Source organism: Streptomyces bacillaris (assembly GCF_003268675.1).
Taxonomy (GTDB): Bacteria; Actinomycetota; Actinomycetes; order Streptomycetales; family Streptomycetaceae; genus Streptomyces; species Streptomyces bacillaris.
This window is the reverse complement of the sequence record NZ_CP029378.1, coordinates 188,479-208,424: the sequence shown is the minus strand read 5'-3', so window position 1 is coordinate 208,424 and position 19,946 is coordinate 188,479. Positions and strand designations below refer to the sequence as shown.

Annotated in this window: 20 protein-coding genes and 1 pseudogene; 18 read left to right on the top strand and 3 right to left on the bottom strand. The window is 72.2% G+C overall.

Going from position 1 to position 19,946, the window contains the following annotated elements; genetic code table 11:
- Positions 1-105: 105 nt before the first annotated feature.
- Positions 106-3,057 carry a CARDB domain-containing protein gene (locus tag DJ476_RS00895; RefSeq protein ID WP_112489550.1) on the bottom strand — a complete coding sequence of 984 codons (2,952 nt, stop codon included), beginning with the start codon at positions 3,055-3,057 and terminating at the stop codon, positions 106-108.
- 176 nt (positions 3,058-3,233) lie between these two features.
- Entirely contained in the window at positions 3,234-4,103 is an 870-nt protein-coding gene (locus DJ476_RS00890; RefSeq protein ID WP_404827440.1) for a UbiA family prenyltransferase, read from the bottom strand.
- Positions 4,104-4,221: 118 nt separating this feature from the next.
- On the opposite strand from DJ476_RS00890, the gene DJ476_RS00885 reads away from it, so the two are divergent.
- The 7 genes from DJ476_RS00885 to DJ476_RS00855 all read left to right on the top strand — a co-directional run bounded on the left by DJ476_RS00885 (position 4,222) and on the right by DJ476_RS00855 (position 10,064).
- Positions 4,222-5,274, top strand: a complete 1,053-nt coding sequence (locus DJ476_RS00885) for a type III polyketide synthase (protein WP_112489548.1) — start codon at positions 4,222-4,224, stop codon at positions 5,272-5,274.
- Between the two features lie 13 nt (positions 5,275-5,287).
- Complete coding sequence (locus tag DJ476_RS00880) at positions 5,288-5,815, top strand: isoprenylcysteine carboxyl methyltransferase family protein (protein WP_103420158.1); 528 nt, start codon at positions 5,288-5,290, stop codon at positions 5,813-5,815.
- Positions 5,812-6,825, top strand: a complete 1,014-nt coding sequence (locus tag DJ476_RS00875; RefSeq protein ID WP_112489547.1) for an NAD(P)/FAD-dependent oxidoreductase — start codon at positions 5,812-5,814, stop codon at positions 6,823-6,825. The genes DJ476_RS00880 and DJ476_RS00875 overlap by 4 nt, the downstream gene beginning before the upstream one ends.
- Positions 6,826-6,985: 160 nt before the next feature.
- Entirely contained in the window at positions 6,986-8,623 is a 1,638-nt protein-coding gene (locus tag DJ476_RS00870) for an MFS transporter (protein ID WP_112489546.1), read from the top strand.
- A gap of 14 nt (positions 8,624-8,637) precedes the next feature.
- Positions 8,638-9,093: a VOC family protein gene (locus DJ476_RS00865; protein WP_019763424.1), complete on the top strand. Its 456-nt coding sequence runs from the start codon at positions 8,638-8,640 to the stop codon at positions 9,091-9,093.
- Between the two features lie 96 nt (positions 9,094-9,189).
- Complete coding sequence (locus DJ476_RS00860) at positions 9,190-9,588, top strand: DUF6221 family protein (protein WP_070200238.1); 399 nt, start codon at positions 9,190-9,192, stop codon at positions 9,586-9,588.
- 272 nt (positions 9,589-9,860) lie between these two features.
- Complete coding sequence (locus DJ476_RS00855) at positions 9,861-10,064, top strand: cold-shock protein (RefSeq protein ID WP_003964323.1); 204 nt, start codon at positions 9,861-9,863, stop codon at positions 10,062-10,064.
- A 103-nt stretch (positions 10,065-10,167) separates the two neighbouring features.
- Here the strand turns inward: DJ476_RS00855 and DJ476_RS00850 are convergent, their stop codons facing one another.
- A complete protein-coding gene (locus DJ476_RS00850; RefSeq protein WP_103420164.1) occupies positions 10,168-10,419 on the bottom strand; it encodes a hypothetical protein in 252 nt (83 codons plus the stop codon).
- 186 nt (positions 10,420-10,605) lie between these two features.
- Between DJ476_RS00850 and DJ476_RS00845 the strand changes: the two genes are divergently transcribed.
- The 11 genes and pseudogenes from DJ476_RS00845 to DJ476_RS00800 all read left to right on the top strand — a co-directional run bounded on the left by DJ476_RS00845 (position 10,606) and on the right by DJ476_RS00800 (position 19,862).
- On the top strand, positions 10,606-10,833 hold the full coding sequence (locus tag DJ476_RS00845; protein ID WP_084990414.1) for a DUF5133 domain-containing protein: 228 nt from the start codon (positions 10,606-10,608) through the stop codon (positions 10,831-10,833).
- Positions 10,834-10,871: 38 nt separating this feature from the next.
- Entirely contained in the window at positions 10,872-11,963 is a 1,092-nt protein-coding gene (locus DJ476_RS00840; protein WP_103420166.1) for a glutamate--cysteine ligase 2, read from the top strand.
- 58 nt (positions 11,964-12,021) lie between these two features.
- Positions 12,022-12,585 carry a DJ-1/PfpI/YhbO family deglycase/protease gene (locus DJ476_RS00835; protein WP_103420168.1) on the top strand — a complete coding sequence of 188 codons (564 nt, stop codon included), beginning with the start codon at positions 12,022-12,024 and terminating at the stop codon, positions 12,583-12,585.
- Between the two features lie 292 nt (positions 12,586-12,877).
- Positions 12,878-13,759 carry a siderophore-interacting protein gene (locus tag DJ476_RS00830; protein ID WP_112489545.1) on the top strand — a complete coding sequence of 294 codons (882 nt, stop codon included), beginning with the start codon at positions 12,878-12,880 and terminating at the stop codon, positions 13,757-13,759.
- A gap of 129 nt (positions 13,760-13,888) precedes the next feature.
- The gene (locus tag DJ476_RS00825; RefSeq protein ID WP_103420171.1) at positions 13,889-14,104 is read left to right on the top strand and encodes an MbtH family protein; all 216 of its coding nucleotides are present in this window, start codon (positions 13,889-13,891) and stop codon (positions 14,102-14,104) included.
- A 188-nt stretch (positions 14,105-14,292) separates the two neighbouring features.
- On the top strand, positions 14,293-14,841 hold the full coding sequence (locus tag DJ476_RS00820) for a nitrobindin family protein (protein WP_112489544.1): 549 nt from the start codon (positions 14,293-14,295) through the stop codon (positions 14,839-14,841).
- Between the two features lie 92 nt (positions 14,842-14,933).
- A complete protein-coding gene (locus tag DJ476_RS00815; RefSeq protein WP_103420175.1) occupies positions 14,934-15,371 on the top strand; it encodes a DUF4190 domain-containing protein in 438 nt (145 codons plus the stop codon).
- Between the two features lie 140 nt (positions 15,372-15,511).
- Positions 15,512-15,589, top strand: a complete 78-nt coding sequence (locus DJ476_RS35985; RefSeq protein WP_370454205.1) for a 50S ribosomal protein bL37 — start codon at positions 15,512-15,514, stop codon at positions 15,587-15,589.
- Between the two features lie 116 nt (positions 15,590-15,705).
- Positions 15,706-16,860 carry an AI-2E family transporter gene (locus tag DJ476_RS00810; RefSeq protein ID WP_112489543.1) on the top strand — a complete coding sequence of 385 codons (1,155 nt, stop codon included), beginning with the start codon at positions 15,706-15,708 and terminating at the stop codon, positions 16,858-16,860.
- 362 nt (positions 16,861-17,222) lie between these two features.
- Positions 17,223-18,155 carry an AurF N-oxygenase family protein gene (locus tag DJ476_RS00805; RefSeq protein WP_112489542.1) on the top strand — a complete coding sequence of 311 codons (933 nt, stop codon included), beginning with the start codon at positions 17,223-17,225 and terminating at the stop codon, positions 18,153-18,155.
- A 55-nt stretch (positions 18,156-18,210) separates the two neighbouring features.
- A pseudogene (locus DJ476_RS00800) lies at positions 18,211-19,862 on the top strand (FAD-dependent oxidoreductase).
- The last annotated feature ends 84 nt before the right edge of the window (positions 19,863-19,946 follow it).

Sequence of the window (19,946 nt, the reverse complement as noted above, 5' to 3'; positions counted from 1 at the left end):
CGGACCTCGCACTTCCCAGAGCCGTGCCGGGGTGAATTCGGGCGTCGGGAAAGGGCGTTGCCGGGCCGGGCGGACGGCCGCCGGCCCGGCGACGTACAGCGGGGACTACCGCTTGGCGCGGGTGCTGCTCGGGGTGCCGGTGATGGTGAACTGCGAGCCGGGCTCGATCAGTACATGGCCGTCACGCGAGTCGGTGATGGTCACGTTCGTCAGCGTCGCGTTGCCGCGCGCGCCGCCCATCGCGAGGATGCCGGAGCCGTTGTTGGACTTGTCGATCCGGACGTTCTGGATCTTCACGTCCGGCATCAGGCCGCCGCCCGTCTTGAACTGGATGCCGTCGTAGGTGGAGTCGAGGATGTCGGTGTCGCGGATCGTGACGCCGGGGATGGGCAGGTTCTGCGGGAAGAGGGTGATCGCACCGAACTCCTGGTCCTCGTTCCAGAACGCTCCGCCGGTGCGGTGCAGGGCGTTGTTGGCGATCAGGGTCTGCCCGGAGAAGGGCAGCGGGTCGTGGTCGGTCGCCAGCATGATGGCGGGGTAGTTCATGGTGTCGGAGATGATGTTGTTCTCGATCTTGTTGCCGTGACCGCCGTAGACCGCTATGCCGTTGGCGCGCCAGGGGAGCTGGACGGTGTTGCTGCGGAAACTGTTGTCGTGGCCGATGTCGACGGACTGGTCCTTGACGTACTTGCTGGACCAGACCGCGAGCGCGTCGTCCCCGGTGTTGCGGAACGAGGAGTTGTACACGGTCGAATTCCGGGTGCCGTTGGCGAAGTTGATGCCGTCGGCGTAGGTGTTGCGGATCCGCATCCCGGTGAACTCGACGCCGTCGCCCGGGTTCCACAGCTCCGGGATGTTGGTGTAGTCGCGGCCCGCCCAGACGCCCACGTTGGCGTGCTCGATCCAGACGTTGTTGACCTTGGTGCCCTTGCCGAACCGGCCGTTGAGCGCCACTCCGCCCTCGTGGTTGCCGTCACCGCCGCGGATGGTGCCGGAGCCGAAGATGGCGATGTCGGAGATTTGCGTGTTGTCGTCGATGTCGAAACCGAAGTTGCCCTCGTGCGGGTGGTTGATCCCGCCCGCCTCGTGCGGCGGGGTCAGCGTGTAGAGCCGGGAGTGCCACATGCCCGCGCCCCGGATGGTCACATCGCGGATGCCCACCTGGTTCCACTGGCCCCGGTCCAGCGGGTCGTCGGTGAGGATCTTCTGCTCCTGGCGCCACTGGCCCGCCGGGATCCAGACACAGTCGATCTCGCCGTTCTGGTTGGCCGTCACCGCGCGCTGGATCGCCGCCGTGTCGTCGATCCCGTCGTTGGCGACCGCGCCGTACGTCGTGATGGAGACGCAGCCCGCGGGCCGGGAGGAGGGCGGCGCCACCTGCTCCAGGTCGATCAGGTCGATGACGTAGAACGCGGCGTCGTCACCCGTGTCCCGCTGGAGGCGGAACTTCGTGCCCGCCGGGTAGGTCCGGTCGAGCAGGGCGTTCGCCTCGTCGAAGAGCCGCCGGGCATCACCGCCGGGCCGGTTGGTCAGCCCTTCCGGATCGTCGGTGTTCCCGTACAGCCAGCTGTGCTTGGAGGAGAGGTTCAGCTTGCGCACGAACTGGCCGTCGGCGTAGAGGCTGATGGTGGCCTCGCGGCCGCCACCGCCCGGCGCGTCCGGGATCGAGTTCCGTACGACGACGGAGTTCGAGGCGTTGGTGGAGGTGAACTCCACATATTCACCGGTGGAGTTGAGCCGGACCGACTTGCGGCCGGAGGATTCGGTGGCGAAGTTGGTGTGGCCGAAGGTCCGTTCGGCGTCCGCCACGAGCAGGGTGCCCCGGTACGCGGCGTCCTCCGCCTCGTACTCCGTGTACGGCACCGCCGCGCCGCGCCCGACGACGATGGAGCGGGCGAAGGTGTTGTTGTTCTCGTCGGTCTCCGCCACCAGGTCGGTGGCGTCTGCCGTGGCCGTCAGGGTGGCCCCGCCGCTCGTCGCCGTCCAGCTGCCGCCGAGGGTGACGTTCACGGTGGCACCCGCCGGGATCGCCGGGGTGGTGCCGTCGAGCGTGGTGGAGCCCACCGTCAGCCGCGTGACCGTGCCCGCGCTCACCGCAGCGGTGCCCCGGTTGTGCACGGCCACGGTGAAGGAGACCGCCGCGCCGACGGCCGGGTTGGCGGGGGAGGAGGTGATGGAGCGGACCTCCAGGTCGGGGCCGGGGCTCTGGCCCACCACCAGCGGGGAGGCGGTGGTGCGGCTGTTGTTGGTCTCGTCCGACTCGACGACCGTGTCGGTCGGGTCGACCAGCGCCGAGACGGTGTACGAGCCCTGCGGCCGCTTCCCGACCGCCACCGAGACCGGGGCCGAGGCACCGGCCGCCAGTGGGCCGACCGGGGCGCTGCCCACGACCGCGCCGCCGAGGCTCACATCGACGGTGGTCGCGGCCGAGGGGGCCGTCCCGCTGTTGCGGACCGTCCCCTGCACCGTGATGTCGTCCGTCTCGGACGGCGCCGAGGGGCTCCAGGACAGGGCGCTCACGGTCAGGTCCGGGTTGGGCGCGGGCGTCCCGAACACCTGGATCTCGGCGACCTGGGCCCCGGGCGCCTCGGTGTTGGAGAAGAACTGCAGCTGGACGTCGGCGGCCCGGCCGCTGACGGGGACGGTCACCGTGTTGGCGTTGGTGGCCGGGTTGAACACATGGCCGGCGCGGACCTTGAGCGAGGTGAAGCCGGTCCCGCTCTGCGTCCGGCCGAGCACCTGGAACTCCTGGGTCCTCGTGGCCCAGACCGGATCGGGGTTGAGCTTGACCACCACGGAGTGGAGGTCCGCGTCGGCGCCCAGCTTCACCGTGAGCGTCGCGGGGTGCCCGTTGGACTCCCAGTAGGTGTTCACCTGGCCGTCGTTGGCGTTGGCGACGGGGTAGCCGCCGTGCGATCCGCTGGCCGTGACGCTCTTGCCCCGGGCCAGGTCGGCCGGTTCAGCGGCCCCCGCCTGGACGGGCAGAAGGCCGACGGAGGCCAGCCCGGCTATGAGCAGGCCCGTGATCGATCGTTGGGTGAGTCGCTTCCATCTCATGCTGTCCCCTTGTTCTGCAGGGTGTTCCACAGGATTTGAGTCATGCAGTCAATGTTTTGCACGCAGCGGTGCACAGATTTCTGGTCTGTTTCTGATTTGTCAACGGTTCTCGCATGCTCACGTCATGACGGCCGGTGAAGTGACGACCCGTCAGGACAGCTGCGGCGCCGCGTGGTTCAGGTCAGCGCCGCGCCGCTCACCAGCAGCAGCGCCAGGTCCGCGGCCGCCACGGCCACCGCCCCCGCCAGTGCGGCCTTGCGCCACCACCGGCCCAGCACCGGACCTACCAGAGCCACCGCCCCCGCCAGGCCGAGGACGGCCAGGGCCCCCGCGCTCACCGGACCCGGCGGGCCGAGCACCAGCACCGCCGTCGCCCCGAGCAGCGGCACCGGCAGCAGGAGCCGGGTCCCCGTGGCGCCCAGCCGGTGCGGCAGCCCCCGGATCCCGGCGGCCCGGTCCGCCTCGATGTCCGGCAGGGTGTCACCCAGATGGGCCGCCACCCCCAGCAGCGCCCCCGCCGCCACCGTCCACCACCGGGGCCAGGGCGCACCCGGCGCGGCGAGCGCCACCAGCGAGGGGAGCGCGGCGAACCCCACCGCGTACGGGAGCCAGGAGAGCGCCGTCGCCTTCAGCCGCAGGTTGTAGAGCCAGGCGGCGGCGACCGCGGCCAGGTGCACCGTACCGGCGAGGAGACCGCAGGCCAGCGAGAGCGGTACGCACAAGAGGCCCGACACCGCCGCCGCACCCCACACCACCTGGACGGGAACCGCGCCGTCGGCCGCCGGCTTCCCCCGGCGCCCGGCCCGGGCATCGCGCCCCGCGTCGTACGCGTCGTTGCACCAGCCCACCGAGAGCTGCCCGGCCAGCACCGCTGCCCCCACCAGGGCGAACCGCCCGGGGGAGAGGCCCACCCCGGCGGCCAGGGCGCAGGCCAGCGCGGTCACCGCCACCACCGGCCCCGGATGGCAGGCCAGCGCCAGCCCCGCCGCCCGGCCTGGCCACCGGACCGCCGTCGTGACCGGTGCTGCCCCGTCCATGGCATCCATCGGGCGATCGTAGGGACCTGGCACCCCGTCAACACGGTGACCGCGCGGGTCCCTTACCGGAATTCACCGGACTTTCCGGTCAGGATGGGGTGATGACATCCCCGACGCAGGAGCCGCAATGACCCGGATCGCCGCGGCCCACGGGGCCCTGCCGCCCCACCGCCACACCCAGCGCGAGGTCACCGACATGGTGGCCCGCACCTGTCTGCCGCCCGGCGCCGACCGCCGCGTACTGGACCGGCTCCACCGCAACGCCCGCGTCCGTACCCGGCACACCGTGCTGCCGCTCGACGCCTACGCGGACCTGGACGGGTTCGGCGCCGCCAACGACGTGTTCATCCGCTCGGCCGTCGACCTCGGCGGCCAGGCCCTGCGCGGTGCCCTGCGCGCGGCGGGACTGCGCCCCACCGATGTGGACCTGCTGATGTTCACCTCGGTCACCGGCATCGCCGCGCCCTCCGTCGACGCCCGGCTGGTCAGCCGCCTCGGCCTGCGCTCCGACGTGAAACGGCTGCCCGTCTTCGGCCTCGGCTGTGTCGCCGGAGCGGCCGGGGTGGGCCGGATCCACGACTATCTGCTGGGCCACCCGGACGACGTGGCCGTCCTGCTCTCCGTCGAGCTGTGCTCCCTCACCTTCCAGCGCCACGACGCCACCCCCGCCAACCTGGTGGCCACCGCCCTCTTCGGCGACGGGGCGGCCGCCGTGGTCGCCCTCGGTGGCCGCCGGGCCGTCGCCGGACCCGAGATCGTGGCCACCCGCAGCCGGATGTACCCGGAGACCGAGCACGTGATGGGCTGGAACATCGGCTCCACCGGCTTCGGCGTGGTCCTCGACCCCGGTGTGCCCGACGTCGTACGGCAGTATCTGGCCGACGACGTACGGGAGTTCCTCGACGAGCACGGTCTCAAGCCGAAGGACATCACCCACTGGGTCTGCCACCCCGGCGGCCCCAAGGTCCTGGAGACCGTCACCGAGGTGCTCGACCTGCCCGACGGGGCGCTCGACGTCACCTGGCGGTCGCTGGCCGACGTCGGCAACCTCTCCTCCGCCTCGGTCCTGCACGTCCTGCGGGACACCCTCGAACACCGCCGCCCCGAACCCGGCACCCCCGGCCTCCTGCTGGCCATGGGCCCCGGCTTCTGCTGCGAACTGGTGCTGCTGCGCTGGTAGGAAGGAACGGACCGTGATCTGGTACACCGCCCTGGTCCTCGCCGTCGCCGTCGAGCGCCTCGCGGAACTCGTCGTCGCCCGCCGCAACACCCGCTGGAGCCTGGCCCGCGGTGGTACGGAGGCGGGCAGCGGCCACTACCCGGCGATGGTGGTCCTGCACACCGCCCTGCTGGCCGGCTGCCTGGCCGAGGTCCACCTCACCGGCCGCCCCTTCCTGCCCGCCCTCGGCTGGACCATGGTGGCCGTCACCGTCGCGGCGCAGCTGCTGCGCTGGTGGTGCATCACCACGCTCGGCCCCCGCTGGAACACCCGCGTCATCGTCGTCCCCGGCCTGCCTCTGGTCACCGGAGGCCCCTACCGATGGCTGCGCCACCCCAACTACGTGGCCGTCGCCGCCGAAGGGATCGCGCTGCCCCTCGTCCACGGGGCCTGGGTCACCGCCGTCGCCTTCACCGTGCTCAACGCCGCGCTGATGGCCGTCCGTATCCGGTGCGAGGACGAGGAACTGGCCCGCCTCCCGGTGGCGGCAGCGCGGGCGTGATCGACATCCTGATCGCGGGCGGCGGCCCCGCCGGACTGGCCGCCGCCATCCGCGCCGCCCGGGCCGGTCTGGAGGCGGTGGTGGTCGAACCCCGGCCCGCACCCGTCGACAAGGCCTGCGGCGAGGGCATCATGCCCGGCGGCCTCGCCGCCCTGCACGCCCTCGGCGTCCACCCGGTGGGACACCCCCTGCGCGGGATCCGGTACACCGACGGGCTGCGCAGTGCCCAGGCACCGTTCCGGGGCGCGTACGGGCTCGGCGTCCGCCGCACCGCCCTGCACACCGCCCTCCACGAGCGGGCCGAAGCCCTCGGCGTACGCATCGTGGAGGGCAAGGTCCGGGAGGTGCGCCAGGACGGGCACACCGTCACCGCCGCCGGGCTCACCGCCCGCTGGCTCATCGCCGCCGACGGGCTCCACTCCCCGCTGCGCCGCGCCCTCGGCCTGGACCACCCCGTCCCCGGGCCCGGCCGATACGGGCTGCGCCGCCACTACCGCACCGCCCCCTGGAGCGACCTGGTCGAGGTGCACTGGTCCCCGCACGCCGAGGCGTACGTGACCCCCGTCGACGAACATCTGGTGGGCGTGGCGGTCCTCAGCCGCGACCGCCGCCCGTATGCCGACCACCTGGCCGCCTTCCCGGACCTCGCCGCCCGGCTGGCCGGGCCCGGCGCCACCTCCGTTCGCGGGGCCGGACCGCTGCGGCAGCGGGCGCGCGGACCACGGGCCGGGCGGGTCCTGCTGGTCGGGGACGCGGCCGGCTACACCGACGCGCTCACCGGGGAGGGCATCGCCCTGGCCGTCGCCACGGCGTCGGCGGCCGTCGGCTGTCTGGCGGCCGGGCGGCCCGAGGAGTACCCGGCCCGGTGGCGGCGGGCGACACGCCGCTACCGGCTGCTCACCCACGCCCTCCTGGGCGCCGCGGGCCACCCCGCCCTCCGCCCCCTGATCGTCACCGCCGCCCACCGCGCACCCGCCCTCTTCCGCACGGCGGTCCGCGCCCTCCAGTAGGGCGGCCCGCCTCCCCGGGTGATCGAATGGCGGCGCTCCGGGTTCCGTCATAACGTCGATCGGGTGAACGCCCCGCGCTCACCGGGCCTGCGGGGCAGCCGACCGCCCTTGCGGGGGCGCGTCATCCTCGTCACCCTCGGAACGAGAGACGAACCCACCCATGACGGGCTCCCACGCGACACCCGCGCCCTCCGCCCGGCCCGACCGGCGGTCCCCCGGCAGCGGAATGGCACTCCTGGTCATCGCCTCGTGCCAGCTGATGGTGGTGCTCGACATCACCATCGTCAACATCGCCCTCCCGCACATGCAGCGGTCCCTGGGCTTCTCCACCGAGAACCTCTCCTGGGTGGTCAACGCCTACACCCTGACGTTCGGCGGACTCCTGCTGCTCGGCGGGCGGCTCGGTGACATCCTCGGCCGCCGCCGCGTCTTCATCTTCGGCGTGCTGCTCTTCGTCCTCGCCTCGCTGCTCGGCGGGCTCTCCCAGGAGTCCTGGCAGCTGCTGGCCGCCCGCTCGCTCCAGGGCGTCGGCGGGGCCATCGCCTCCCCGACCGCCCTGTCGCTGATCACCACGACCTTCCGCGAGGGCCCCGAACGGAACAGGGCCTTCGGGGTGTTCGCCGCAGTCTCGGCGGGCGGCAGCGCGATCGGACTGCTGGCGGGCGGGATGCTCGTCGAATGGCTCGACTGGCGGTGGGTCCTCTTCGTCAACGTCCCCATCGGCCTGCTCATCGCGTTCGCCACGCCCCGCTACATCCGCGAGTCCGAGCGCCACCCCGGCCACTTCGACGTCGTCGGCGCCCTCACCTCCACGGCCGGCATGGTGCTGCTGGTCTACGGCTTCATCCGCGCCTCCGAGGACGGCTGGAGCGACTCGCTGACCCTCGGCGCCTTCGCCGCCGCCGTCGTGCTCCTGGCGCTGTTCCTCGTCATCGAGAGCCGCTCCCGGCAGCCGATCACCCCGCTGTGGATGTTCCGCGACCGCAACCGCGCCGGAACCTACGCGATGATGCTCAGCCTGGCCGCCGCCATGTTCGGGATGTTCTTCTTCCTCACCCTGTTCGTCCAGAACGTGCTGGAGTTCAGCCCGCTGCGGGCCGGGCTCGCCTTCCTGCCGGTCAGCGTCATCATCGCCGTCGGCGCGGGACTCGCCTCCCAACTGCTGCCCCGGTGGGGGCCGAAACCCTTCATGGTGACCGGCGCGCTGCTGGCCGCCATCGGGCTCGGCTGGCTCACGCTGACCGATGTCCACAGCACGTACCTCGGTTCCATCCTCGGCCCGATGCTCGTCTTCGGCCTCGGGATGGGCATGCAGTTCGTCTCCCTGACCCTCATGGCGGTCTCCGGCGTCGCCCCGAAGGAAGCGGGCGCGGCCTCCGGCGTCCTCAACGCCACCCAGCAGGTCGGCGGCTCCCTCGGACTCTCCATCCTGGTGACGATGTTCGGCACGGCCAGCCGCCACGAGGCCACCGACCAGGTGCCGCGCTTCCTGGAGCAGGCCACCCCGGCCCAGCTGCTGGAGTTCCGCAGGACCGGGGAGCTGCCACCGCCCTGGGGCAACGAGGTCCTGACCGCCGGTGTCTCCAGCGCCTTCGTCGTCGCCGCCTGCTTCGCCGTCTTCGCCGCCCTGGTCGCCTTCCTGGTCATCCAGGTCCGTGCCTCCGACCTGGCCAGGCTCCAGGGCGGCGCCACCCCCGGGGAGACCGTCCCCGGAGCATCGGCGTCGGACGGTACGGAACCGGAACCGGCCGTCCCCGAGGCGACCGACGACCCCCCACGCCCACCCCCGAAACAGTGAAAGGCTCCGCAGCCATGGACTGGACCCTCGAAGTGATCGTGCTCCCCGTGACCGACCTGGACCGGGCCCGCGACTTCTACCGCGACAAACTCGGCTTCCACGTCGACATCGACGGCGAGGTGATGCCGGGCGCCCGCGTCGTCCAGCTCACCCCGCCCGGCTCGGGCTGCTCGATCGCCCTCACCGACGGCGTACCCAACCCCACGGGGGACCCGCAGCCGGGCACGTACCACGGGCTCCAGCTCTGCGTCACCGACATCGACGCCGCCCACGCGGAGCTGGTCGCGCGTGGGGTCGAGGTCTCCGCACCCCAGCGGTACGCCCCCGAGGACGGGGCCACGTTCATGTACTTCACCGACCCCGACGGCAACGGCTGGGCCGTGCAGGAGTACCGCCGCCGGCTCACCGAACCCCTCCACAAGGTCCTCGCGGACCTGGCCGCCGGGGGGAGCGGGGAGAGCACGGGCTGACCGTCCCGCCTGCCGTGGTGGATCGCGCCGCTCCGGTCCACGACAATGCTCCCCGTATCACCGCAGTGATCCATGGACACGAGGGAGCAGCATCCAATGGCCGGCAACACAGACATGGTGGCCTTCGTCCTGGCGCGTCTCGCCGATGAGGAACAGGTCGCCCTGGCTGCCGGCGGGGACCGATGGCGGTGCCCGGTGGATGTGCCCGGTGAGGTCCACGACCGCAAGGGCGGCGTCGCGTTCACGGTGCGGGACCGGGGCTTCGACCACCACATCGCGCTCCAGGACCCGGCGCGCACCCTGGAGCGGATCGAGACGCACCGGGTGCTGGTGGGGGAGTACGTGGAGGTGGCCGAGCTGGACACCGACCGCCCGGCGCAGGACTTCCGCTCCGGCCGTGCGGTGGGCCTGGGCTTCGCCGTACGCCAGCTGGCCGCCGAGTACGCCGCGCACCCGGACTACCAGGCGCGGTGGCTGCCCCGGTTCATCCAGTAGCGGGGGCGGGCCGCCCGTCCTGCGCGGCCGAATGCCCTGATCGGACGGTGTGCGTACAGTTCGAGCCAACCGTGAGGGGGAAGATCCACGCCAAAATGGCGTTGCTCTCTGGTGAGGAGTGATCCCGCCGTGTAGCGTCGCCGACAGATGTCGTGGTTCGCAGTACCTGCCCGCGCCTGGCGCGGGCGTTTTGCTGTGCAGTGCCTGAGAACCAGGGCGATCACCTCCGGGTCCGCGCGGTGCGGATCCGTTTACTGCTGAGAGGTACAGGCATGGCCAGCGGAACCGTCAAGTGGTTCAACTCGGAAAAGGGCTTCGGCTTCATCGCGCAGGACGGCGGCGGCCCCGACGTCTTCGCGCACTACTCCAACATCAACTCCACCGGCTTCCGTGAGCTCCAGGAAGGCCAGGCGGTGACCTTCGACATCACCCAGGGCCAGAAGGGCCCGCAGGCGGAGAACATCACCACCGCCTGATCCGGGGCGAACCACCCCTTGGGCCCCCGGGACGCACCGCGTCCCGGGGGCCCAAGGGCGTTTCCGGGGCAGGGCGCGGAACGCCCCCGCCCCGGGCGGGCGGCTACCCCGTGGACTCGTCCGGGGCCGGATGCTCCTCGGGGTGCGCCCCGGCGTTGCGCGGCTCCCCCTGGCCCGAGCCCGCCTCGTCCGGGTCGGGCCCGTCACCGCTCTCGCGGGCGACCCGCTCCGGCACCGGTATGTCGAGAGGGTCCTCGCCCTCCTTCGCCTGCTGGTCCGGCAGATCCGCCCCGACAGGGGGCGGACTGGGGGAAGCCCCGCTGTAGGCGGTGCCTTCCGGCCTGCGGTCGGTCATGGGAGCGTCCTTCCGTGGTGCCCCGGAACGTCCGGGGAGGGATGGTCCGTCCTGCTGGGTACCCCTTGCGGAGGGATCGATTCACCCAGGTGTGGCCCGGACCGGCGGGGGTACTCGGGGCTGTGCCCGAGCACACGGACCGGGCACAGGACGTTCACACGATGAACCACCCGGAAGGACCCCCGCATGCTGATGGCCCACCCCACCGTGCTGCGCAACCTCGTCGAGCAGTACGAGGCCCTGCGTCTGCTGCACGCGGAGAGCGGCAGCACCGAGGCGCGGCAGCGCATGGACGACGTCGCCTACACCCTGTGCGTCTCGACCGGTACGGGCGACGTCGACAGCGCCCTGGTCGCCGCCCGGCACCGGCTGCCGGGGGCCCGCCCCGAGGACGACTCCATCCTCACGGCCTGATCGGCAGCCGACGGATGAACAGCGAAGGGGTGGGCGCAGTGGTACGGACCGTGGGCGTCGAGGAAGAACTGCTGCTGGTCGACCCGGAGAGCGGGGAGGCACGGGCCCTCTCCACCGCCGTGCTGGCCCGCGCCGAGCAGGACGCGGAGGGCGAGTCGGCCTTCGAGCCGGAGCTGCACCGCCAGCAGCTGGAGTTCGCCACGCACCCCTGCCGGGACATGGCCGAGATCGCCGACGCGGTGCACCGGTGGCGCGCCGAGGCGGGCCGCCACGCCGCCGACGTGGGCGCCTCGGTCGCGGCTCTGGCGACCTCGCCGCTGCCGGTCAGCCCCACGATCGGGACGGGGGAGCGGTACCGCTGGATGGCCGAGCGCTACGGGCTGACCGCCCAGGAGCAGCTGACCTGCGGCTGCCACGTCCATGTCTCCGTGGAGTCGGACGAGGAAGGGGTCGCGGTCCTCGACCGGATCCGCTGCTGGCTGCCGGTCCTGCTCGCCGTGAGCGGCAACTCCCCCCTCTGGCAGGGGCAGGACACCCGGTACGCCAGCTACCGCAGCCGGGTGTGGGGCCGGTGGCCGTCGGCCGGGCCCGTGGAACTCCACGGCTCCGCCGAGCGCTACCACCAGCAGGTTGCCGCCCTCGTCTCCACCGGGGTCCTCAAGGACGAGGGGATGGTCTACTTCGACGCGCGCCTCTCGCGCAGCTACCCCACAGTGGAGGTCAGGATCGCGGACGTCTGCCTGGACCCGGCGGACACCGTGCTCCTCGCCACGCTGACCCGGGCGCTGGTGGAGACGGCCGCGCGGGAGTGGCGGGCCGGGGAGCCGCCCCAGGACACCCAGGTGGCCCTGGTGCGGGTGGCGTCCTGGCAGGCGGCCCGCTCCGGCATCGACGACCGGCTCATCCACCCCCGCACCCTGGGGCCCGAGCCCGCCGCCGACGTGCTCCGGGCGCTGCTGGCGCATGTGCGGGACGCCCTGGAGGACAGCGGCGACCTCAGGGCCGCGCAGAAGGCGCTCGCCGCCCTGGAGCGGCGCGGCAACGGGGCCCGGGTCCAGCGCGAACTGCTGGAGCGGACCGGCAGCCTCCGCGACACCGTCGCGGAGTGCGTCCGCATCACCGGCGGCTGAGCGGACAGCACCACCGTACGGACAACGACCGCATGACGTGCGAGGAAAGGAGCAGCACATGGCCACCACCGATCTCGGCAACCGCCGGATCCTGGCGATCGTCACCAACTACGGGGTCGAGCAGGACGAACTCGTCGTCCCCGTGAAGCACCTGCGCGACCACGGGGCCCAGGTCGGCGTGGCGGCGGTCTCCGACGAGGAGATCCGTACCCTCGTGGGCGACCGCGACCCCGGCGACACCGTGCGGCCCGACCTCACCCTGGCGGACGTCGACCCCGCCGCGTACGACCTCCTGCTGATCCCGGGCGGCACGCTCAACGCCGACACGCTGCGTCTCCAGGACGCCACCACCCGGATCGTCAGCTCGTTCGCGGCCTCCGGCCGGCCGATCGCGGCGATCTGCCACGGCCCGTGGGCGCTGGTCGAGGGCGGCTACGTCCAGGGCAAGACCCTGACCTCGTACGCCTCCCTGAAGACCGACATCACCAACGCGGGCGGCTCCTGGGTCGACACGTCGGTGGTCCGCGACGACGAGGGCGGCTGGCCGCTCATCACCTCGCGGGACCCCGGCGACCTGAAGGACTTCCTCCGCGAGATCGACGCGGTGCTCACCGGGTCCTGACGCACGAAGCCACGGCCCCCGCCCGCACAGCCGGGCGGGGGCCGTCGGCATGTCCGCCCGCGTGCGCAAGGGAGGGCACCCGTCCACCGGGGCCACAGGGCCGCCCGCACGTGGATGCCCGGCCGTGGCCACGGGCGTCGACGGAACCCGGGCGGTGGGCTTGCCGCTCGACGAGCAACCGCCGCGCATCCGTTGATACCCGGGTGGGGAGCCGGATGTATCGAACAACGCCCCATGGAAGGTTAGGCTGACCTAAGTCGATACCGGAACCCTGTACGAAGGGGCCACGTCCATGACGATCCATCGAGCCGTCGTCGCCCGAGTCCAGCCGCTCACCCCGACGATGACCCGGGTCACGCTGCACGGCGAAGGGCTTGCCGGCTTCGAGTCCACCGGGACCGGTGACGAGTACATCCGCCTCTTCTTCCCGCACGGGCCGGACCGCAAGGACGTCTCCCTGCCCCTGGCCACGGAGAAGGGCTGGGAGACCTCCGAGGGTGCGCCCGTCGCCCCGATGCGTACGTACACGGTCCGGGCGGCCCGCCCCGAGGTCCACGAGATCGACGTCGACTTCGTGCTCCACGACACCGGGATCGCCTCGACCTGGGTGGCCGACGCGCGGCCCGGGGACGTGCTCGGAGTCAACGACCCCACCGGCCTCTACAGCCCGCCGGGCGACCTCGCCTGGCAGGTGCTGATCGCGGACCAGACCGGCCTGCCCGCCGTGGCCCGTCTGCTGGAGAACACCCCGGGGTCGGTCGCCACCCGTGTGGTCGTCGAGCTGCCCGGCCCCGAAGCCGTCCAGCCGCTCCCCGGCGCCAAGGTCACCTGGACCTACGGCGGCAACGGCCACGGCGCGAGCCGGCTGGCCGAGCTTGTCAAGGCCGCCATCCCGGCCGGTACGGACATGGCCGGTGGCTACGTCTGGGTCGCGGGGGAGACCAACGCGCTGCGTACAGTACGCCGTTACCTCCGCAAGGAACTGGGGATGCCCGCCACCCGGTTCAAGGTGGTCGGCTACTGGATACCGGACGCCAACAGCTGGAACGAGCGGTACGAGGCCCTGCCGGACGCCGTGCGCGCCGAGCTGACGGCCCTCTGGGACGCCCCGGCCGACGACGAGCAGGACGTCACCATCCGCTACGAGGCGCGCCTCAGCGACCTGGGGCTGTGAGGGCATGCGTCGTCGGCCCGGTGCCGCAGGGACGTCGGAGGTCCCGGCGAGTCGGCCGACGTGGGGCTGGGTAGGTTCGCTGACGATTTCGCCGAAGGCAGCCTCGCTCGCGACGAAGGAGAATCAATCATGACCAATCCGTTCGAGGACGAGAACGGCACCTACTTGGTACTCATCAACGACGAGGGGCAGCATTCCCTTTGGCCCGCCTTCGCGGAGGTGCCCGCCGGCTGGACCGTGGCTCATCCGGAGGACACGCGTCAGGCCTGCCTCGCCTACGTCGAGCAGAACTGGGTGGATCTACGTCCCAGGAGCCTGGCGGAGCGCCAGGCCCAGCAAGCCTGAGTCCTTCTGCGGGTGAGGCTCCAGAAATCGGGACCCTCATCGTCGTCGCCCACCCGCAAGTCACCGTCCAACGGCTCCCTCTTGTCGTCCACCCGGAGGAGGACGCCCCGCTGACGCGTCACCGGCCCTGAGCCCCCCTAAGCTGCAGGCCGGAACCAGCACCGGCAGCGACCAGGAGCACACACGCCATGTCCGACCCCGCCCCGCTCCACCCCTACCCCGACGCCCTCCGGCCCGACGGCACACCGGCACCGCACCCCCTGCTCGTGCCGGTGCTCGGGCTCCTGGGCACCTGGAGGGGGAGCGGGCGGGGCGGATATCCCACGCTGGACGGCGAGTTCACCTATGCGCAGGAGATCGCCTTCAGCCATGACGGCCGCCCCTTCCTCCACTACGCGTCGCGCGCCTGGCTGCTCGACGCGGACGGGAACCCCCTGCGGCCCTCGGCCCGCGAGAGCGGATGGTGGCGGCTCCAGCCGGAGGGGAGGGTGGAGGCGCTGATCACCCAGCCCACCGGCGTCGCCGAGATCGCCGTCGGCCGGGCCACCGACGGCGCGATCGACCTCGCCACCCACGAAGTCGCCCTCACCCCCACCGCGAAACAGGTCGACGCGACCCGCCGCCGCTACACCCTGACCGACGCGGACACCCTCACCTTCGAGCACGACCTCGCGGCGGTCGGACAGCCGCTCCAGCACCACCTGTCGGCCCGGTTCCGCAGGAGCGCCAAGGAGTAGCCCGACACCCTCCGGACAAAGATCGGATTTGCATATGGGCGGTCTTCTGGGGCATATGGACAGGACAACTTTTGGTAAGGAGTTCGTATCCGATGTCCATGCCCAGTTACCCTCAGCAGCCGAACGCGGACCAGGCGCAGTACGGCGGGCAGTACGGGGCTCCGTACGGTGCCCCCGAACCCGCCCGCAGCAACGGGTTCGCGGTCACGGCCCTCGTGCTGGGTCTGATCGCCTGCCTCTTCTTCTGGACGGTCTTCGGAGGATTCCTCTTCGGCCTGCTCGCGCTGATCTTCGGCATCCTGGGAACGCTCCGGGCCCGCCAGGGCCGCGCGCCGCGCAAGGGCATGGCGATCGCCGGTCTCGTCCTCGGTGTCCTGGGGCTCATCGGTTCGGTCATCGTGCTCATCTTCGCCATATCCGTCTTCGACTCCGACGCGTACAAGGACTTCGAGAGCTGCGTGGACAAGGCGGTCACCCAGGCCGAACAGGACCGTTGCGCGGAGGACTTCGGCGAGAGCCTCTTCAAGTGACCTCGAACGGCGGGGCGGCGGTTTGCGACCGCGGCCCGTCTTTGTGACGGTAGGGGCGAGGAGTGCTCCTCCTCACCTCCGGACCCCATGGTCCGGCGGATCAGATGTGCCCCACCGAGCAGAGGGAAGAGGAGGGTTCGATGTCCTCGAAGCGTCGTCGTAAGAAGAAGGCCCGCCGCAAGAACGGCGCCAACCACGGCAAGCGCCCGCAGAGCTGAGGCCGGTCCGTGGTCCGAGGGGCAGCACCGCACGGTGCTGCCCCTCGGACCTGTTCCGGGCCCTGCGCCGCTCCCCTCGGGCGGGGCGGCGGGCGGAGCCCTCGTAGGGTGACCTCATGTCTGCCACGTTGAGTTCCGAGAAGACCGCGGCCGCGCTCCGCAGATCGGCCCGCGTCTCGGCCGAACTGCTGCTGGTCCTGTTGATGGCCGCCGTCGCCCTGTGGCTGCTGGGCCGGACCTGGCCGGTGGTGTGGCCGCTGGTAGTGGGTCTGCTTCTCACCACTCTGACCTGGCCGTTCGCCCGTTTCCTGCGCCGCCGCGGCTGGCGGCCCGCCCCGGCGGCGGCCCTGGTGACCGTGGCGTTCCTCCTCGTCGGCACCGGCATCCTGGCGCTGATCGCGATTCCGGTGGCCTCCCAGTCCGGCCAGCTCGCCGACGGGGTCGTCGAAGGCATCGGCAGGCTGCGCGAGTGGGCCGCCGGTCCGCCGCTGAACATCAGCGACGCCCAGATCACGGGCGCCTTCGACGCCGCGGTCGACCGCATCGAGAACAGCGCCGGCAGCGTCGTCACCACGGCGGTCACCGGGGTGAGCACCGTCTTCAGCGGCCTGATCACCGCCGTGCTGGCCCTCTTCCTGATGTTCTTCTTCCTCAAGGACGGCCCGCGGTTCCTCCCGTGGCTCGCCCGCCAGCTCCCCGGCCGGCTCGCCACCGACGTCCCCGTCGTGGCCGAGCGCTGCTGGGACACGCTCGGCTCGTTCGTACGCTCCCAGGCCTTCGTCGGTCTGCTCGACGCCGTCTTCATCGGCATCGGCCTCTGGATCCTGGACGTGCCGCTGGTGCTCCCGCTGGCGGTCCTGACCTTCGTCTCCGCGTTCGTGCCGATCGTCGGCGCGGTCTTCGCCGGTTTCGTCGCGGTGCTGATCGCGCTGGTCTCCAACGGCCTGACCGACGCGCTGATCGTGCTGGCGATCATCATCGCGGTGCAGCAACTGGAGGGCAATGTCTTCCAGCCCATGATCCAGAGCCGGGGTCTCGGACTGCACGCCGCGGTGGTCCTGCTTGCGGTGACGCTCGGCGGCAGCCTGGCCGGGGTGGTGGGCAGCCTGCTCGCGGTCCCGGTGGCGGCGCTGCTCGCCGTGATCTGGAACTACCTGCGCGAGCAGCTCAGCGACCCGGGGGAGGGGCCGGAGCAGCTCGACCGGACGCCGGAGCCCGGGCAAGGACCCGCTCCGGGCGGGCCGGACGCCGACGCCCCTGTTCCGGCCTGACACCGTACGGGGCCGGGGCGGCGGCGCGACCCGCCCTCCCGGCCCCCTCAATGCACGGTTCCGACCTCACCGGCCCGCCTCGGCACCCCCGAGGCGGGCCGGTTCCGTGCTGTCCCCAACAAGGCCTGGCGCGCCGGGTCGTGGAGAGGCCGTACAGATTTGCCGCACGGGTCTAGGCCTGCACTCCCCTCTTGCTATACCTTGCGTCTAATAAGCTTGCTAGACGACGCGTCTAACAAGCGGTACGTGGCCAGCGACCAGCAGGGCGGCGCCCGGCAGCCGTCGAACCCATCGGACGGGACAGGCGATGGGGGACGGGCCGGGCGGCGCCGGGCCGACCTCCCGAGTCAAGGAGCCGCACCATGTCAAGCAGCACCGTTCGGCCGGAGAACCAGGAGCAGGACCGGGGCCGGGACCCGCTCGCGGAGCAGGACGTCGCCCGGCGTCTGCTCGACTCGGCCGCCAAACTCTCGTACGACCCCACCACCGAGGTCGACTGGGAGACCCCGCTCGACCCGGACCACCACGGCGCCAGCCCCGAGTGGTCCACCCTCTACGGCACCGCGTACTGGAACGAGCTGACCGACGCCCAGCGCAAGGCGCTCACCCGCCAGGAAGCCGCCTCCGTCGCCAGCACCGGCATCTGGTTCGAGATGATCCTCCAGCAGATGGTGCTGCGCGACATGTACGCCCAGGACCCCACCGACCCCCGGTTCCAGTGGGCGCTGACCGAGATAGCCGACGAGTGCCGCCACTCGATCATGTTCGCCCGGGGCGCGGCCAAGCTCGGCGCCCCCGCCTACCGGCCGCGCCGCCCCGTGGTGGAGCTGGGACGCGCCTTCAAGACCCTCGCCTTCGGTGAGGCGGCCTACGCGGCCATCCTCGTGGCCGAGGAGGTCCTCGACGTGATGCAGCGCGACTGGATGCGCGACGAGCGGGTCGCGCCCTTCGTCCGCACCATCAACAACATCCATGTCGTCGAGGAGTCGCGGCACATGAAGTTCGCCCGCGACGAGACCCGCAAGCGGCTGCGGGACGCGGGCGCGGTACGGCGGCAGTTCAACGCGATCGTCGTGGCGATCGCCTCGTACTACATCGTCACCAGCATGGTGAACCGGGACGTCTACGCCAACGCCGGACTCGACCCCGCCCGGGCCCGCGCCGAGGCCCGGGTGAACGAGCACCACAAGTCGCTGATGCGGTCCAGCTGTTCGGGGCTGATGGAGTTCCTGGCCTCGGCCCGGCTGCTGACGAAGCCCGCGCTCTTCTTCTACAAGCGCGCCTCGCTGATCTGACCCGGCCGCAGGCCTCCGGCCGATCCGCTCCCTCACCACGACCCGAGACGACGAGATGACCTACGCCATCACCCAGACCTGCTGCTCCGATGCCACCTGCGTCGCCGTCTGCCCCGTCAACTGCATCCATCCCACCCCGGAGGAGCGGGCGTTCGGGTCCACGGAGATGCTCTACGTCGACCCGCAGACCTGCATCGACTGCGGAGCATGCGCCGACGCCTGCCCGGTCGACGCGATCTTCCCGGTGGACAGCCTCTTCGGGGCGCAGAAGGGGTACGCCGCCATCAACGCGGCGTACTACGCGGACCGGAAGCCCGAACCCGCCCCCGCCGGGCCGAACTTCCACGCCTGGGGCGAGCCCACCTTCGAGCGCAGCCTGCCCGCCGACTTCGCCCCGATCCGGGTCGCGGTCGTCGGCACCGGACCGGCCGGCATGTACGCCGCCGAGGACCTGCTCCTGCACACCAACGCCGAGGTCACCCTCGTCGACCGGCTGCCGGTGGCGGGCGGCCTCGTCCGTTACGGCGTGGCGCCCGACCACCCCGCCACGAAGAAGGTCGGTGAGACCTTCGCCCGGTTCCACTCCCACCCCGGGTACGGATGCACCTGGGCGTCGAGGTCGGCAAGGACATCACCGCCCAGGAACTGGCCGCCCACCACGACGCGGTGATCTACGCGGTCGGCGCCTCCACCGACCGCAGACTCGGCATCCCCGGCGAGGAGTTGCCCGGCTCCGCCTCCGCCACCTCGTTCGTCGCCTGGTACAACGCCCACCCCGAGGTGGCACCCGAGTCGGTGTCCCTGGACGCCGAGCGCGTGGTCGTCGTCGGCAACGGCAACGTCGCCCTCGACGTCGCACGCATCCTCGTCTCCGCCCCGGAGGCGCTGGCCGCCACCGACATCGCCGACCACGCGCTGGCGGCGCTGCGGGGGTCCCGGGTGCGCGAGGTGGTGCTGCTGGGGCGGCGCGGCCCCGAGGACGCGGCGTGCACCGTCTCCGAACTGCTCGCCCTCAAACACCTGCCGGGCGTCGGCCTCGTCGTCGACGACCACGACCCCAGGACCGGCCCCGCGATCGACGGGGCGGCCCCGGGCACGAAGGCGGCGCTCCTCCAGGACGTGGAGCGCAGGGCCGTGGACTGGTCGCGGCCGCCCGCACCGGGGCGGCGGATCGTCTTCCGCTTCCACTCCGCCCCGGTGGCGGCGGTGGGGGAGGACGCCGTCACGGCCGTACGCGTGACGGGGGACGGGCCCGAGCGGGAGATCCCGGCGGGGCTGCTGCTGCGGGCGATCGGCTATCGGGGCGTGGCCGTGCCGGGCCTGCCCTTCGACGAGGCGTCCGGGACCGTCCCGCACGAGGGCGGCCGGGTGAGCGGCATGACGGGGACGTACGTCGTCGGCTGGATCAAGCGCGGCCCCTCGGGCGGCATCGGCGCCAACCGCACCTGCGCGGCCGAGACCGTGGGCACGCTGCTGGCCGACGCCACGGCGGGCGCCCTCGCCTCCCCGGCCCACCCGTCCTCGGCCTTCCGCCGCTTGGCCCGCAGCCGGGGCCGGAACGTCGTGGACGCCCGGGGGCTGGCCGCCATCGACCGGGCGGAGGTGGCCCGCGGCCGCGAGCACGGCCGCCCGCGCGTCAAGCTCGGCACGGTCCCCGCCCTGGTCGCGGCGGCGAAGGGCCGCCGCCGCTGGAAGACGCCGCGCTGACCGGCCCGCGGCCGGAACGGCGCCGGGGCCCCACCGGTCGGTGAACCGGTGGGGCCCCGGGCGGTCCGCACACGCGCTCCGATC